The sequence below is a fragment of the Pseudomonas sp. SDO5215_S409 genome (assembly GCF_054071325.1).
Map to the genome: position 1 here is coordinate 1 of NZ_JBSVWN010000051.1, position 13,185 is coordinate 13,185.

General features: G+C 62.2%; 13 protein-coding genes, 1 pseudogene and 1 riboswitch. Of the genes and pseudogenes, 7 read left to right on the forward strand and 7 right to left on the reverse strand.

Features of this window, described 5'->3' with window-relative positions:
• Positions 1-68 precede the first annotated feature (68 nt).
• Positions 69-278 (reverse strand): hypothetical protein, encoded by a 210-nt coding sequence (locus tag ACW9H9_RS22210; RefSeq protein ID WP_457345279.1) that lies wholly within the window; start codon positions 276-278, stop codon positions 69-71.
• A gap of 182 nt (positions 279-460) precedes the next feature.
• On the opposite strand from ACW9H9_RS22210, the gene ACW9H9_RS22215 reads away from it, so the two are divergent.
• On the forward strand, positions 461-718 hold the full coding sequence (locus tag ACW9H9_RS22215; RefSeq protein ID WP_457345280.1) for a hypothetical protein: 258 nt from the start codon (positions 461-463) through the stop codon (positions 716-718).
• Between the two features lie 66 nt (positions 719-784).
• Here the strand turns inward: ACW9H9_RS22215 and ACW9H9_RS22220 are convergent, their stop codons facing one another.
• On the reverse strand, positions 785-1,948 hold the full coding sequence (locus ACW9H9_RS22220; RefSeq protein WP_457345281.1) for a 1-acyl-sn-glycerol-3-phosphate acyltransferase: 1,164 nt from the start codon (positions 1,946-1,948) through the stop codon (positions 785-787).
• A gap of 145 nt (positions 1,949-2,093) precedes the next feature.
• On the opposite strand from ACW9H9_RS22220, the gene ACW9H9_RS22225 reads away from it, so the two are divergent.
• From ACW9H9_RS22225 to ACW9H9_RS22235, 3 genes are read left to right on the forward strand one after another with little or no spacing between them, the layout of a single operon-like run.
• Complete coding sequence (locus ACW9H9_RS22225) at positions 2,094-2,276, forward strand: CPXCG motif-containing cysteine-rich protein (protein WP_457345282.1); 183 nt, start codon at positions 2,094-2,096, stop codon at positions 2,274-2,276.
• Between the two features lie 11 nt (positions 2,277-2,287).
• The gene (locus ACW9H9_RS22230) at positions 2,288-2,548 is read left to right on the forward strand and encodes a putative signal transducing protein (protein ID WP_457345283.1); all 261 of its coding nucleotides are present in this window, start codon (positions 2,288-2,290) and stop codon (positions 2,546-2,548) included.
• A gap of 36 nt (positions 2,549-2,584) precedes the next feature.
• Positions 2,585-3,205: an SOS response-associated peptidase gene (locus ACW9H9_RS22235; RefSeq protein ID WP_457345285.1), complete on the forward strand. Its 621-nt coding sequence runs from the start codon at positions 2,585-2,587 to the stop codon at positions 3,203-3,205.
• Positions 3,206-3,213: 8 nt separating this feature from the next.
• Here the strand turns inward: ACW9H9_RS22235 and ACW9H9_RS22240 are convergent, their stop codons facing one another.
• The 5 genes and pseudogenes from ACW9H9_RS22240 to ACW9H9_RS22260 all read right to left on the reverse strand — a co-directional run bounded on the left by ACW9H9_RS22240 (position 3,214) and on the right by ACW9H9_RS22260 (position 8,414).
• The gene (locus ACW9H9_RS22240; protein WP_457345330.1) at positions 3,214-4,056 is read right to left on the reverse strand and encodes a methyl-accepting chemotaxis protein; all 843 of its coding nucleotides are present in this window, start codon (positions 4,054-4,056) and stop codon (positions 3,214-3,216) included.
• A 15-nt stretch (positions 4,057-4,071) separates the two neighbouring features.
• A pseudogene (locus tag ACW9H9_RS22245) lies at positions 4,072-5,352 on the reverse strand (HAMP domain-containing protein); the annotation flags it as partial.
• A 222-nt stretch (positions 5,353-5,574) separates the two neighbouring features.
• Positions 5,575-6,159 (reverse strand): TMEM165/GDT1 family protein, encoded by a 585-nt coding sequence (locus ACW9H9_RS22250; protein WP_457345286.1) that lies wholly within the window; start codon positions 6,157-6,159, stop codon positions 5,575-5,577.
• Between the two features lie 87 nt (positions 6,160-6,246).
• Positions 6,247-6,368, reverse strand: a riboswitch (yybP-ykoY riboswitch).
• A 50-nt stretch (positions 6,369-6,418) separates the two neighbouring features.
• On the reverse strand, positions 6,419-7,417 hold the full coding sequence (locus ACW9H9_RS22255) for a methyltransferase (protein ID WP_457345287.1): 999 nt from the start codon (positions 7,415-7,417) through the stop codon (positions 6,419-6,421).
• A 31-nt stretch (positions 7,418-7,448) separates the two neighbouring features.
• A complete protein-coding gene (locus tag ACW9H9_RS22260; protein ID WP_457345288.1) occupies positions 7,449-8,414 on the reverse strand; it encodes a 2-hydroxyacid dehydrogenase in 966 nt (321 codons plus the stop codon).
• A gap of 84 nt (positions 8,415-8,498) precedes the next feature.
• Here ACW9H9_RS22260 and ACW9H9_RS22265 point away from each other — a divergent pair, with 84 nt between their 5' ends.
• From ACW9H9_RS22265 to ACW9H9_RS22275, 3 genes are all read left to right on the forward strand, one after another.
• Positions 8,499-9,131, forward strand: a complete 633-nt coding sequence (locus ACW9H9_RS22265; RefSeq protein WP_457345290.1) for a LysE family translocator — start codon at positions 8,499-8,501, stop codon at positions 9,129-9,131.
• Between the two features lie 166 nt (positions 9,132-9,297).
• Positions 9,298-10,980, forward strand: a complete 1,683-nt coding sequence (locus ACW9H9_RS22270) for a fatty acid--CoA ligase (protein ID WP_457345291.1) — start codon at positions 9,298-9,300, stop codon at positions 10,978-10,980.
• 332 nt (positions 10,981-11,312) lie between these two features.
• Positions 11,313-13,175 carry a DUF1302 domain-containing protein gene (locus ACW9H9_RS22275; protein ID WP_457345292.1) on the forward strand — a complete coding sequence of 621 codons (1,863 nt, stop codon included), beginning with the start codon at positions 11,313-11,315 and terminating at the stop codon, positions 13,173-13,175.
• Positions 13,176-13,185 lie beyond the last annotated feature (10 nt).

The window sequence follows — 13,185 nt, forward strand, 5'->3', positions numbered from 1 at the left end:
TTTTTCATGAAGATCAAGAATGACTTTCCCGGTAATCCGTGAAGAACCTTTTTTTACGCCTGTCGCTTTCACGCCGCCGTTTCGACATACAAGTCCAGCACACTCACCCCGGTCAGCCCATCCAGCTCCGGCAGGTCGGCATGCTGATGCCCGCCGAGGGCGCAATACACCAGCCAGTGGCGGTCTTGCACGTTGAACGCCAGGGCGCCGACCAAGGCTTCCTGCTCGTCACTGGGGGCAATCAGATACAGCCGATCCTGGTTTTGCGCGTGCAACATGACAAGCTCCCGGGCTTTTGAAGGGCAACAGCGTGGCTTGTTAAGGTGACGTTCAGGTGACGCTGTAAATTACTGGATACATTAAGCCCACATGGGGAAAGGAGCTTTCAGGCGCAAGCGGCGCATATCATTCAGGTTTGTATCTGAACAGATACCAAAACACTGCTACGCCGAGGTTTGCGATGTCGCTGCCTGCCGTTTTAACCAATGCCCTTGCCCTGACGGTCGCTTGCGCCGGTGCCGGGCTTCTGTTCGTTACCCGCCTGCGTGAACGCCGCGCCCTGGATCACCTGGCCACGCAAAGCGAGGGGCGGGCGATCGACCAGCCGATGTTGTTTCTGGATGTGCGCACCGAGCGGCGGCTGCGTCAGGTCTATCGACTGGGGTATGTGTGCCTGGGCGCTGCGCTGCTGGCGTCGTGGCTTAGCACGCACCTCTAGGCGCTCCGAAAACAAAAGTGGGAACGGGCTGACGGCCTGTTCCCACTTTTTGTTGCAGCTGGCGGGTTACAGCGCGATGCCGGCCCGGGTGCGGTACTGATTTTTCACCGGCGTGGCGTACTGCAACACCAGGTACGGCCGGTGCTCTGCCGGGCAGGCCGCCAACCGGCGCTCCCACTCCGCTTTTGCTTTCGCCAGTTCATCGGCCGGGAACACCTGGGCTGCGGCGGGCACTGGCAAGTGCGGGTCAGCGTCGGCCCACTGGGCATAGGCCAGGTAATGCACCGGGAACAGCCGGTAACCGCCCAGAATCTGCCGGTCCATTTCAATTGCCAATTGCTTGGTGTCTTCAAACGGCTGGGTAATCGGCGGCGCGAAGTTGATGTGCACCCGGCCCTTGTAGCCGGTAATGCCCAGGGCAATGCTGACGTCGTCCTCACCCTTGGCCTTGCTGTAGGTGCCGGTGGTGGCGCGGATGTACAGCTCGCGCGCCTTGGCCTGGTCGCACGGGTCGTATTCGTAGCTGATGGACACCGGCGTCAGGTGCAGCGATTGGATCACCTCGGCGAACGGCTCTTCCTTGCGGCTCATATGGAACATCTTGAGGATCGCCGACTCGGTACGGTCGTCGCCGTCCTTGGCGCGGCCTTCGGCCTGGGCGATCCAGATCGACTGGCAGTCGGTGCGGATCGAGTGGTTGATATAGGCCGACAGCAGTTGATACGCCGCCATCTTTTCTCTGCGCCCGGTGATCGAGCGGTGCACGATAAAACTCTTGTTCAGGCGCATCAGGTCGCTGACGAACGGTTTTTGCAGCAGGTTGTCACCGATCGCAATGCGCGGCGTTGGCAGGCCTGCGTGATACACCGCGTAGTTGACGAAGGCCGGGTCCATCACGATATCGCGATGGTTGGCCAAAAACAGGTAGGCAACGCCCGACTTCAGTTGCTCGACGCCGGTATAGGTCACGCCGTCTGTCGCCCGATCAATGGTGTGATCGACGTAGGTTTCGACTTTGTCCTGTAGGGTGGCCACGCTGGTAACGTTGGCAAACTCAAGGCGCAGCTTGCGCGCGATCAACGGCTTGAGCAGCCAGCCGAAGGCGCTGGCAAAGCGCGGGAAGCGGAAGTGGGTCAGGATGTCCAGAAAGGCCTTGTCACTGAACAGGCGTGCCAGCACTGCCGGGACTTCGCTGTCGTTGTAAGGTCGGATGGTATCGAATTCGCCCATCATGCTCTCTTGTTAGAAACGGCTAGGGTAAGTAAAGGGTTTGGATCAATAAATAGCAGGGCGCGGCCCGGGCAATCGGCTCGGTCGGAAAATAGCCCTGTCAATAGACCGGCGATTATACGCACAAGTCACTTGGGAGACCGCGATGCTGGAAACCGAGTCTTACGAATGTCCTTATTGTGGTGAGTGGGTCACTGCCGTGCTGGACCTGTCCGGGGGCGACCAGGAATACATAGAAGACTGCCCGGTCTGCTGCCGCCCCATCACGTTCTTGCTGCAAATTCACGACGATGAGTGGATGCTCGAGGTGCGCAGCGAAAACGAATAGAAGAGGCGCCGATGCAGCGAATTTACGAGCCGGAAAACCTGATGGAAGGCGAGTTGCTCCAGCAGATGCTCGCCAGTGAAGGCATCGAGGCGCATCTGGTGGGGCGCGATCTGCTGGGCGGCACCGGCGAGCTGCCGATGTTCGGCCTGTTGGCCTTGGCGGTGCAGAACGACCAGGCGGCCCTCGCGCGCGAGCTGATCACCGCCTATAACGGTGCGCAACCGCTGGCAGGTGACGAACCCGACAGCTTTCCCGGCGTGCTGGTCTGTTAGGCTGTCGGTCGGTTTTCCCAGGAGTCGTGTTGCCCCATGTGTGGACGTTATGCCTTGTTTCGCTGGAACCCCGCGTTTGCGGCCTTGCCGGGGTTTCCGGCCGACCAGCGGGCCCAGTGGAACATTTCTCCGAATGATTCGGTGTTGATCCAGCGCCTCGACAGCGGTCAGCACACCCTGGCTCGCGCCCGCTGGGGCCTGACGCCGCCCTGGTTGACCGACCTGTCCCGCACGCCCGCCCATGCCCGCGCGGAAACCCTGGCGGAACAACCGATGTTTCGTGAAGCGTTTCGCCAGCGCCGTTGCCTGCTGCCCGCCAACGGTTTTTACGAATGGCGTGGCACCCAGCGCAAACGCCCGTATTGGCTGACTCCCGGCGAGGGGTCGACGCTGTTTTTTGCCGCGGTGTGGGAAGCGTACCCGGTGCAGGAACAGGTGTGGTTGAGCACGGCCGTGGTCACCCAGCCAGCACAAAGCCAACGGCGGCCGTTAATCTTGGATGCGGCGGGGCAGCAGGCCTGGCTCGACCCCGACACGCCTTTGCCGGTGCTGCAAGGGCTGTTGGCCAGCGAGCCTGCGGCGCTGCGCGAAAGGCTGCTGGCCAATATGGTCAACGACCCCAAACTCAATGGGCCGGAGTGTTTGACGCCGGCTTGAGCAAGGCCTCAGACCTTGAACTGATTGACCAGGCGCCGCTGTTGCTCGGCCAGCTGGGTCAGGTCTGCGCTGGCACTGCTGGATTCCTCGGCGCCGCCCGCCACTTCATTGGCCACTTGGCCAATATTGATCACATTACGGTTGATGTCCTCGGCCACCGCGCTTTGCTCCTCGGCCGCGCTGGCGATCTGGGTGTTCATGTCGTTGATCACCGACACCGCCTGCGTGATCGTCTCCAGCGCCTGCGCGGCCTTGGCGGCGTGTTGCACGCTTTCGTTGGTGCGGTTCTGGTTGTTTTCCATGACCCGAACCACATCGCGCGTGCCTTGTTGCAGTTGCTGGATCATGGTCTGGATTTCTTCGGTGGCCTTCTGGGTTTTTTGCGCCAGGTTGCGCACCTCGTCGGCCACCACGGCAAAACCGCGTCCTTGCTCACCGGCCCGTGCGGCCTCAATGGCGGCATTGAGCGCGAGCAAGTTGGTCTGCTCGGCAATCGCGCGAATGGCCGTAAGGATGGCATTGATGTTCTCGCTGTCCTTGGCCAGGGTTTGCACCGCGCCCATGGCCTTGCCGATTTCCTGGGCCAGGGCACCGATGGCCGCAGACGTGTCGCGCACCACCTGCATGCCCTGGCTCGCGGCCTGGTCGGCGTGGCTGGCCGCCTGCGCCGCCTGGGTCGCGTTGCGGGCCACGTCCTGGGCGGTGGCGGTCATTTCGTGCACCGCGGTGGCGACCTGATCGATTTCGACCATTTGCTTGTGTACGCCCTGATTGGTGCGAATTGCGATGTCGGCCGTGTGCTCCGACGAGTCGCTGACCTTCTGCACCGACGTCACCACCTGCGTGATCATGCCCTGCAGCTTGGCCAAAAACGTGTTGAAGCCGCTGGCGATCGCCCCCAGCTCGTCCGCACGGTCACTGCTCAGGCGGCGCGTCAGGTCGCCTTCGCCCTGGGCGATGTCATTGAGCATGGCCACCATTTGCTTGAGCGGCCGCGCGATGCCGTGGCCCACCAGCCAGATCACCAACAGCCCTACGCCTGCAATCAGCAGGCCGACCATGGTCATGCCGAAGATGTCGGTCTTGCGCTGGGTGTCCAGGTCGCCTTGCAGTTTTTGCAGGTCGGCCATCACCGCGTCCAGCGGCAGTTGCAGCATCAGCGTCCAGCGCGATTCGGCCTGGCCGATGCGAAACGGCAGGAACAGTTCGATATGCCCGTGTTCCCGGTCAATGTCGTAGCGTACTTCGCCAGCGTTCAATTGGCCGAGGTTGGCCAGTTCACTCGGGTCCAGCAGGTCGCTGGCCTTGGCGCCCAGCTTGCTGGCGTCCTTGGTGTAGGCCACCAGGCGGCCGTTGCTGGAAATTAGCGCGAGTTCACCGGCGCCGTTGTACAGGTTCTGGTCGGCCTTGGTGAGCATCTCCTGGATGAAGTCCACCGACAGGTCGGCACCGACAATGCCCTGGAAGGTGCCGTCGATGATGATCGGCTCGATGAACGACGCCAGCATCACCATCGCATTGCCCACTTTGTAAGGGGCCGGGTCGATGGCGCAGGGCTTTTTGCTTTCTTTGGAGCACAGGTAGTACTCGCTGGCCCGCACGCCGGTGGACAGGATGGTCTGGTCACTCACGTCCACCAGTTTGTCCAGACCCAGGCTGCCATCCTGGTTACGGAACCACCAGGGCAGGAAGCGGCCGTCGGCGGCCATGGTGGCGGACTTGCTGCCGGCATAGGCGGCGTCGTTGTGGTCGATGGCGTTCGGCTCCCAGCCGATGTAGGCGCCGAGAATCTTCGGGTTGCGCACCACGGTTTCATGCAGCAGGTTCACCAACTGCTCGCGGCTGACGGCCAGTTGCGGGTTGCCGTTGGCGTCTTTCATGCCCATCAAGGCGTTGGTGGTGGCCAGGCCCTTGGCGGTCACAAGCGGAGCTTCCAGTTCGCGCTGAATCAGCGTGGCCTGGGTTTGGGCAAGGGTGGTGAGGCGTTGCTGGATGATCTGCTCGAATTGCTCGCGGGTGCGTTCTTGCACCATGTCCTGGGTGCGTGCCCCGGCAAACAAGGCGTACAACACCAGCACCGCCACCACGCTCAACACGATGGTCCCGGCCAGGGCCGCGACGGAAAATTGAATCGACTTGAATTTCATGACGGCTCCGGGCACAGGAAATAGTGGCTGCTGTGGTTATCGGCGGCGGGCGAGGAGGGCATGAGGCGCTGGGGGAAAGATGGCTCTAACGAGTCTGTAAATGTCGCAAATAGAACGGTCGCCAAGGCGGGTGTATCTGAAGCGCAACAACCCGCCGCGCGGTGTACCGGCGTCGATACACGCAGCCCCGCAGGCGCCGGTGAGGCACCTGCGGGCCAGGCGCTACAGCCAGCCGCTGCTTTGCATGGCCTTGTACACCGCCACCACGGCAAGGATGAAAAACGCGGTGGCCGCCAACCGGCGGATCAGGGTCAGGGGCAGTTTGTCTGCCGCAAAATTGCCCGCCAGCACCACCGGCACGTTGGCGATCAACATGCCCAGCGTGGTGCCGATAATCACCAGCCAGAGCTCGGGGTATTGCGCCGCCAGCATCACGGTGGCGATCTGGGTCTTGTCGCCGATTTCGGCCAGGAAAAACGCAATCAGCGTGGTCAGGAAGGGCCCGAACTTGCGGGTGGTGCTGGCTTCATCGTCGTCGAGCTTGTCGGGCACCAGCGTCCACAAGGCCGTGGCGCAAAAGCTTGCCGCGAGGATCCAATGCAACAGCGCATCCGAGAAGAAACTGCCAAACCAGGCGCCGACCGCACCGGCTGCGGCGTGGTTGGCCAGGGTCGCGGCAACGATGCCGGCGATGATCGGCCAGGGTTTGCGAAAGCGGGCCGCCAGGATGAGTGCGAGCAGTTGCGTCTTGTCGCCAATTTCGGCCAAGGCAACGATTGCGGTAGGGACGAGCAGGGAATCCAGCATCAGGTAAGTTCCAGGGGCGGGTCGACACGGCTATGACACGTACAGCCTTCCCGCCCCGGGTAAGGTGTGCGTGTCATAGGTCTTGTCAAACCCTGGTCCGTCTGTGCGGACACCTGGGTCGCATGCGCCATGGTCTGCTGACCAAGTATGTTGACGCATGCCGGGCGAGCGTGGCGCTCGCGGGAGACTACTCCCCTAGGACGGAGCGGATTCTGCCTAGGCAAACGCCATTCGGCAAGCGTTCTTTTTTAAAGGCCGGTCAGGGGCGCTTGGCACGGTAAATGCGAAAACCCTGGCCTTCTGCCTTGATCGCGCACACGCCCAAGTGCTCCTCGATCAGCGGTTGGTACTTGAGGAAGCTATTGGCAACCAGGCGAAGTTCTCCGCCTTTTGCCAGGTGTTTCGCTGCTTTTCGCAGCAGGTTCTCGGTGGCGAAATAATCGGTGTGCACGCCCACGTGAAACGGCGGATTGGTCAGGATGGTGTTCAATCCCATGGGGGCCGCATCGATGCCATCGCCGGTCATGACCTCGGCCTCCAGGCCATTGGCAGCCAGGGTCAAACGGCTGCTGGCGGCGGCAAACGCGTCCACATCCAGCATCGTCACCGTGTTGTGCGGGTAGCGACGTTTGACCGCAGCGCCCAGCACGCCCGCGCCGCAACCGAAGTCCAGCAGGTGGCCACTGGGTAGTTTGTCCAGGTGTTGCAGCAGCAGTTCGGTGCCGCGGTCCAGGCGGCCGTGGCTGAACACGCCCGGCAAGCTGACCACTTTGAGCGGGCCCTCGGCCAGCGGAACGTCAAAGACCTGGGCCAGGCTCTCCAGTTGGACCGCCGCGGGGGCGTTGTCCACGGTGACTTGCCACAGCTGGCAGTGGCGCGCGTTGTCGAGCTTGCGTGGCTTGCCCAGCGGGGCCATTTGCTTGGCGCCGCTTTCGATGCCGCCGCGTTTTTCGCCGACCAGGTACAGCGCTTTACCCGGCAAGCGCGCGGCCACGGCGTTGAGCAGGTAATCGGCCAGGTCCTTGGACTTGGGCAGGAAGATCACCGCCGTGTCGAACGCCCGCTCCGGCACGTTCACGCCAAACTGGCTGCGCCCGGCGAAGCGGGCGTCCAGTGCGGCCTGATCGCCAGCGTGCCAGCACCAGCCGTGGGCATCCGGCAGGCGGCCCAGCAGGTCGTCGGCGGGCGGGCCCACCAACAACACATCGCCTTGAAAAAGTTCGGCCTGACGAAGCAGTACTTCACTGCGCGGATCCATGGTCTGCTCCCTTGAAAAGGGGCGCAGTTTATCAACTGACGACGCGCAGTGGAGCCCCGCTGAAAAAGCCCCGGGCGTTTTGTGCCAATTGGCCGACGATGCGCTGGCGTGCCTCGCGGCTGCCCCAGGCGTTGTGCGGCGTGACAATCAGCCGTGGGATGTCGCCCGCCAGCAGCGGGTTGCCCTGCACGGGCGGCTCGACGCTCAGCACATCGGTAGCCGCGCCGCCCAGGTGACCGCTGCGCAGCGCGTCGGCCAGCGCCTGTTCGTTGATCAACCCGCCGCGCGCCGTGTTGACGATAAACGCGCCGGGCTTGAGCAGTGCCAGTTCGCGGGCGCCGATAAAGTCCCGGGTGTGCTCGTTGAGTGGGCAGTGCAGGGTCAGTGCGTCCACTTGCGGCAACAGTTGATCCAGCGGCACGCGGTCTGCACGGGCTGGGCGGCCGGGGAGGGCGCCGAGCACCACGCGCATGCCAAAAGCTTCGGCCAGGCGCGCCACCGCGCCGCCCAACTCGCCGTGACCGAGCAGGCCGAGGGTTTTGCCTTCCAGTTCGACGATCGGGTGGTCCAGCAGGCAGAACTGCTTGGCTTGCTGCCAGCGCCCGGCGGCCACGTCTTGTTGATAGTCCTTCAGGCGCGTGGCCAGGTTGAGCAGCAGCATGATCGTGTGCTGCGCCACCGACGGCGTGCCGTAACCCTGGCAGTTGCTCACGGTGATGCCCTGCGCGCGGGCGGCGGCGAGGTCGACGTTATTGGTGCCGGTGGCGCTGATCAGGATCAGTTTCAGGTCGGGGCAGGCGGCCAGGGTTTCAGCGTTCAGCGCGATTTTGTTGCTGATGGCCACTTGAACGCCTTGCAGACGCTCCACCACGTTCTGCGCGGTGGTGTGCTCGAGCAGTTGCAGATCGCTGAAGCTGTTACGCAGCTCGGTGAAGTCAAGGTCCCCGAGGTCGAGGGACGGGTGATCGAGGAAGACGGCGCGGCGATTGTTCGTCATCAACTGTACCTTTTGCGACTGAGTGTGAAGGCGTAATCTGCCGAGCCTATCAGATGAAATAATTAGTTACTTCTTGGAGTGCACATGTACGTCGCCGAGTTTTTGACCGTGGCATTGATTCACCTGTTGGCGGTGGCCAGCCCGGGCCCGGATTTCGCGGTGGTGGTGCGCGAAAGCGTGACCCACGGCCGACGCGCCGGCACCTGGACGGCGTTGGGGGTCGGCTCGGCGATTTTCCTGCATGTGGGCTATTCGTTGCTGGGGATCGGCCTGATCGTTTCCCAGTCCATCGTGCTGTTCAATGCGCTCAAATGGGCTGCCGCTGCGTACCTGTTGTACATCGGCTTCAAAGCCCTGCGCGCCCAGCCGGCCAAGCCTGCAAGTGAGCAGGACGTGCACCGCGAAGTGGGCGAGCGCACCGCCCGTGGTGCGTTTACCGCAGGTTTTGTCACCAACGGCCTGAACCCCAAGGCCACGCTGTTCTTTTTGTCGTTGTTCACCGTGGTGATCAACCCGCACACCCCGCTGGCGATCCAGGCCGGTTATGGGGTGTACCTGGCCGTGGCCACCGCGCTGTGGTTTTGCCTGGTGGCGATGCTGTTCAGCCATCAGCGCGTTCGCGCAGGGTTTGCGCGGATGGGCCACTGGTTCGATCGCACGATGGGCGCGGTGCTGATCGCCATCGGCGTAAAACTGGCCTTCACCAGCATCAAATGACGCGACGCCGGACGCGTCCCCGCGTCCGGTTCCAGGCCGCTTAGTGGCTTAAAGCTAGTATTCACGGGGTGTTACAAATCATTCCTTTGGCTGATTTGGTTGAAACACAAGCGCTCTAAAGTGCCTGTCTATCAGCCAAGACCATGCCGTCAGATAAGGGATTCGTATGTTGCAGACTCGTGTTATCCCGCCCGCCGAAGGCGCTTACCAATACCCGTTGTTGATCAAACGCCTGCTGATGTCCGGGACGCGCTATGAAAAGACCCGGGAAATCGTCTACCGCGACCAGTTGCGCTACACCTATCCCACTCTGATCGAGCGCGTCGCCCGTCTGGCCAATGTGCTCACCGCGGCCGGGGTAAAGGCCGGTGACACGGTGGCGGTGATGGACTGGGACAGCCACCGCTACCTTGAATGCATGTTTGCCATCCCGATGATCGGCGCGGTGATCCACACCATCAACGTGCGCCTGTCGCCGGAACAGATCGTCTACACCATGAACCACGCGCAGGACCGCTTCGTGCTGGTCAACAGCGAGTTCGTGGGGCTGTATCAAGCCATTGCCGGGCACCTGACCACCGTCGAGCACACCTTGCTGCTCACCGATGCACCGGAAAAAACCGCCGAGCTGCCGGGCCTGGTGGGCGAGTATGAAACCCTGCTGGCCGCGGCCAGCCCCCACTACCGCTTTGAAGACTTCGACGAAAACTCCGTCGCCACCACCTTTTACACCACCGGCACCACCGGAAACCCCAAGGGCGTGTACTTCACCCATCGCCAACTGGTGCTGCACACCTTGGGTGTGTCGACGATCATGGGCAGTGTCGACAGCGTTCGCTTGTTGGGCACCAACGACGTGTACATGCCCATCACGCCGATGTTTCACGTACACGCCTGGGGCATCCCGTATGTGGCGACCATGCTCGGGCTCAAGCAGGTCTACCCCGGGCGCTACGACCCCGAGTACCTGGTGGAGCTGTGGCGCAAGGAAAAGGTCACGTTCTCTCACTGCGTGCCGACCATTCTGCAAATGGTGCTCAACGCCAAGGCCGCACAGGGCGTGGATTTTTCCGGCTGGAAAATCGTCATCGGCGGCAGTGCGCTTAACCGTTCGTTGTACGAAGTGTCCAAGGCGCATGGTATTCAATTGACGGCGGCCTACGGCATGTCCGAGACGGGGCCGTTGGTGTCCTGTGCCCACCTCAATGAAGAGTTGCTGGCGGGCACCGAAGACGAGCGCACCACTTACCGCATCAAGGCGGGCGTGCCCGGCCCGCTGGTGGAGGCGGCGATTATCGACGGTGACGGCAACTTCCTGCCCGCCGACGGCGAGTCCCTGGGCGAGCTGGTGCTGCGCGCGCCGTGGCTCAGCGAAGGTTATTTCAACGAACCGCTCAAGGGCGCCGAGCTGTGGGAGGGCGGCTGGATGCACACCGGCGACGTGGCCACCCTGGATGCATTTGGCGTGATCGACATTCGCGACCGCATCAAGGATGTGATCAAGACCGGCGGCGAATGGATCTCGTCGCTGGCACTCGAAGACCTGGTGAGCCGCCACCCGGCGGTACGCGAAGTAGCGGTGGTGGGCATCGCCGACCCACAGTGGGGCGAGCGGCCGTTTGCGTTGCTGGTGGTGCGTGATGGCCATGTGATAGGGGCGCGCGAACTCAAGGAACACCTCAAGCCGTTCGTGGAGTTGGGCCACTTGAGCAAGTGGGCGATTCCAAGCCAGATCGCCGTTGTTACGGAAATTCCCAAGACCAGCGTCGGCAAGCTCGACAAAAAACGTATCCGCACTGACATCCTCCAATGGCAGGCCAACAACAGCACCTTCCTCTCCACCCTCTAAACCCGTTTGCCGTGCTCCCGGGGGCACGGCAAGGCTCTATCACACGCCTTCACTTGTGATTTACCAATTTTCAGCCATCCTTCCCCGCGCCGGCCTTTGTCGGCGTGGCGAAAGGGTTGGGGCAGACGGCTTGGTGATGCAAATCACACTTTAGAGGGATCAAGCACTACCCCCTGCTGGCTATAGTCCTCCCCAGCGTTTTTTCAGGATGCGGCGTTGTAGACCTGGGAGTGAGGTTGCCCGCCCGGCATTGGCAGCGTTGTATGCCTGCCGTTACAAGCCTTCTGAAAAGAGCTCACTGCCATAACAATAATGAACATGGAGTAGCGTCGATGACCTCAATCAACCAGTTCTGGCGCCGGGCACGACTGCCCTTGGCCGTCAGCCTCGCTTCCACGCTCGCAGGGCCGGCATTCGGCGTCAGTTTCAATATCGGTGAAATCGAAGGCAGCTTTGACTCCTCGCTCTCGGTGGGCGCCAGTTGGGGAACCGCCAAGCCCAATCGCGACTTGATCGGTGTGAATAACGGCGGCAAGGGGTTGTCCCAGACCTCCGATGACGGTCACTTGAACTTCAAGCGTGGCGAAACGTTCTCCAAGATCTTCAAGGGCATCCACGACCTGGAGCTCAAGTACGGCGACACCGGTGTTTTCGTGCGCGGCAAGTACTGGTACGACTTTGAACTCAAGGATGAGCACCGCGAGTTCAAGGACATCAGCGACAAAGGCCGCCCGATGGGCGCACGTTCGGCGGGTACGCAGATCCTCGACGCCTTCGTGTACCACAACTACTCGATCGCCGATGCGCCGGGGTCGGTGCGTTTCGGCAAGCAGGTGGTCAGTTGGGGTGAAAGTACGTTTATCGGGGGCGGTATCAACGCCATCAACCCCATCGACGTCGCCGCCTTCCGCCGCCCGGGCGCCGAGATCAAGGAAGGCCTGATTCCGGTCAACATGTTCTACGTGTCCCAGACGCTGACCGACAACCTGTCGGCCGAGGCCTTTTATCAGCTCGACTGGGACAAGACCGTCACTGATAACTGCGGCACGTTCTTCTCCCAGCCCGACGTGGTCACCGGCGGTTGCGACGATAACCTGCGCCTGCTCAGCAAACGCTCGGTCATGGCCGGCGCTGGCGCGCTGCCCGCGCTGGGCCTGTTTGGTGTGAACATCAATGAAGAAGGGGTGTTGGTACAACGCTCCAAAGACCGTGACGCCCGTGATGGCGGCCAGTTCGGTGTGGCGCTGCGCTACAACTTTGAACCGCTGGACACCGAATTCGGCGCCTACTTCATGAACTATCACAGCCGTGCACCGATCTTCAGTGCCACCGGCGCCCCAGGGTCGGTCTACGCGGCCGCCCGTGCCCGCCTGCCGGTCACCCTGCAGCCGCTGGCCGTTGCCGGTAACTCGCGCTACTTCATCGAGTACCCCGAAGACATCCGCCTGTACGGGCTGAGCTTCTCCACCACCTTGCCCACCGGCACCGCGTGGAGTGGCGAGATCAGCTACCGGCCCAACGCGCCGGTGCAGCTCAACACTACGGACATCCTGTATGCCGGTGTGACGCCGCTGACCCCTTACTTCAATGCCTCGCCCCTCAAAGGCACGCCCGGCCAGGACCTGCACGGCTACAACCGCAAGGAAATCACGCAGATCCAGACCACGTTCACGCACTTCTTCGATCAGGTCATGGGCGCGAGCCGCCTAACGCTGGTGGGCGAGGTGGGCCTGACCCACGTGGGTGGGCTCGAAAGCAGCTCCAAGGCCCGCTACGGGCGTGACCCCGTATTTGGTCCGGGCCGCGGCCCGATGTGTGCGGCGCTCAACGGCAGCACCATCCAGGGTGCAGGCCCGGGGGCCGACCGCAGCAACCTGACGTCCAACTGCAACAATGACGGCTTCACCACCGCCAACTCGTGGGGCTACCGCGCCCGGGCGATCTGGGAATACCCGGACGTGTTCGCCGGTGTGAACCTCAAGCCCAACGTGGCCTGGTCGCATGACGTCAGCGGTTACTCGCCAGGCCCTGGCGGCAACTTTGAAGAAGGCCGCAAGGCGGTGAGCCTGGGGCTGGATGCCGAATACCAGAACACCTACACCGCGAGCCTGGCCTACACCAACTTCTTTGGTGGCGACTACAGCACCGTGGATGACCGTGATTTTGTGGCCCTTAGCGTTGGCGTGAACTTCTAAGCACACTGTT

Excerpts from the sequence above, each read along its gene's own strand:
- ACW9H9_RS22275 (WP_457345292.1), top strand. The coding sequence starts at position 11,313 with ATGACCTCAATCAACCAGTTCTGGCGCCGGGCACGACTGCCCTTGGCC.
- ACW9H9_RS22215 (WP_457345280.1), top strand. The coding sequence starts at position 461 with ATGTCGCTGCCTGCCGTTTTAACCAATGCCCTTGCCCTGACGGTCGCT.
- ACW9H9_RS22220 (WP_457345281.1), bottom strand. The coding sequence starts at position 1,948 with ATGGGCGAATTCGATACCATCCGACCTTACAACGACAGCGAAGTCCCG.
- ACW9H9_RS22235 (WP_457345285.1), top strand. The coding sequence starts at position 2,585 with ATGTGTGGACGTTATGCCTTGTTTCGCTGGAACCCCGCGTTTGCGGCC.
- ACW9H9_RS22270 (WP_457345291.1), top strand. The coding sequence starts at position 9,298 with ATGTTGCAGACTCGTGTTATCCCGCCCGCCGAAGGCGCTTACCAATAC.
- ACW9H9_RS22265 (WP_457345290.1), top strand. The coding sequence starts at position 8,499 with ATGTACGTCGCCGAGTTTTTGACCGTGGCATTGATTCACCTGTTGGCG.
- ACW9H9_RS22260 (WP_457345288.1), bottom strand. The coding sequence starts at position 8,414 with ATGACGAACAATCGCCGCGCCGTCTTCCTCGATCACCCGTCCCTCGAC.
- ACW9H9_RS22255 (WP_457345287.1), bottom strand. The coding sequence starts at position 7,417 with ATGGATCCGCGCAGTGAAGTACTGCTTCGTCAGGCCGAACTTTTTCAA.
- ACW9H9_RS22230 (WP_457345283.1), top strand. The coding sequence starts at position 2,288 with ATGCAGCGAATTTACGAGCCGGAAAACCTGATGGAAGGCGAGTTGCTC.
- ACW9H9_RS22225 (WP_457345282.1), top strand. The coding sequence starts at position 2,094 with ATGCTGGAAACCGAGTCTTACGAATGTCCTTATTGTGGTGAGTGGGTC.
- ACW9H9_RS22240 (WP_457345330.1), bottom strand. The coding sequence starts at position 4,056 with ATGATCACGCAGGTGGTGACGTCGGTGCAGAAGGTCAGCGACTCGTCG.
- ACW9H9_RS22250 (WP_457345286.1), bottom strand. The coding sequence starts at position 6,159 with ATGCTGGATTCCCTGCTCGTCCCTACCGCAATCGTTGCCTTGGCCGAA.
- ACW9H9_RS22210 (WP_457345279.1), bottom strand. The coding sequence starts at position 278 with ATGTTGCACGCGCAAAACCAGGATCGGCTGTATCTGATTGCCCCCAGT.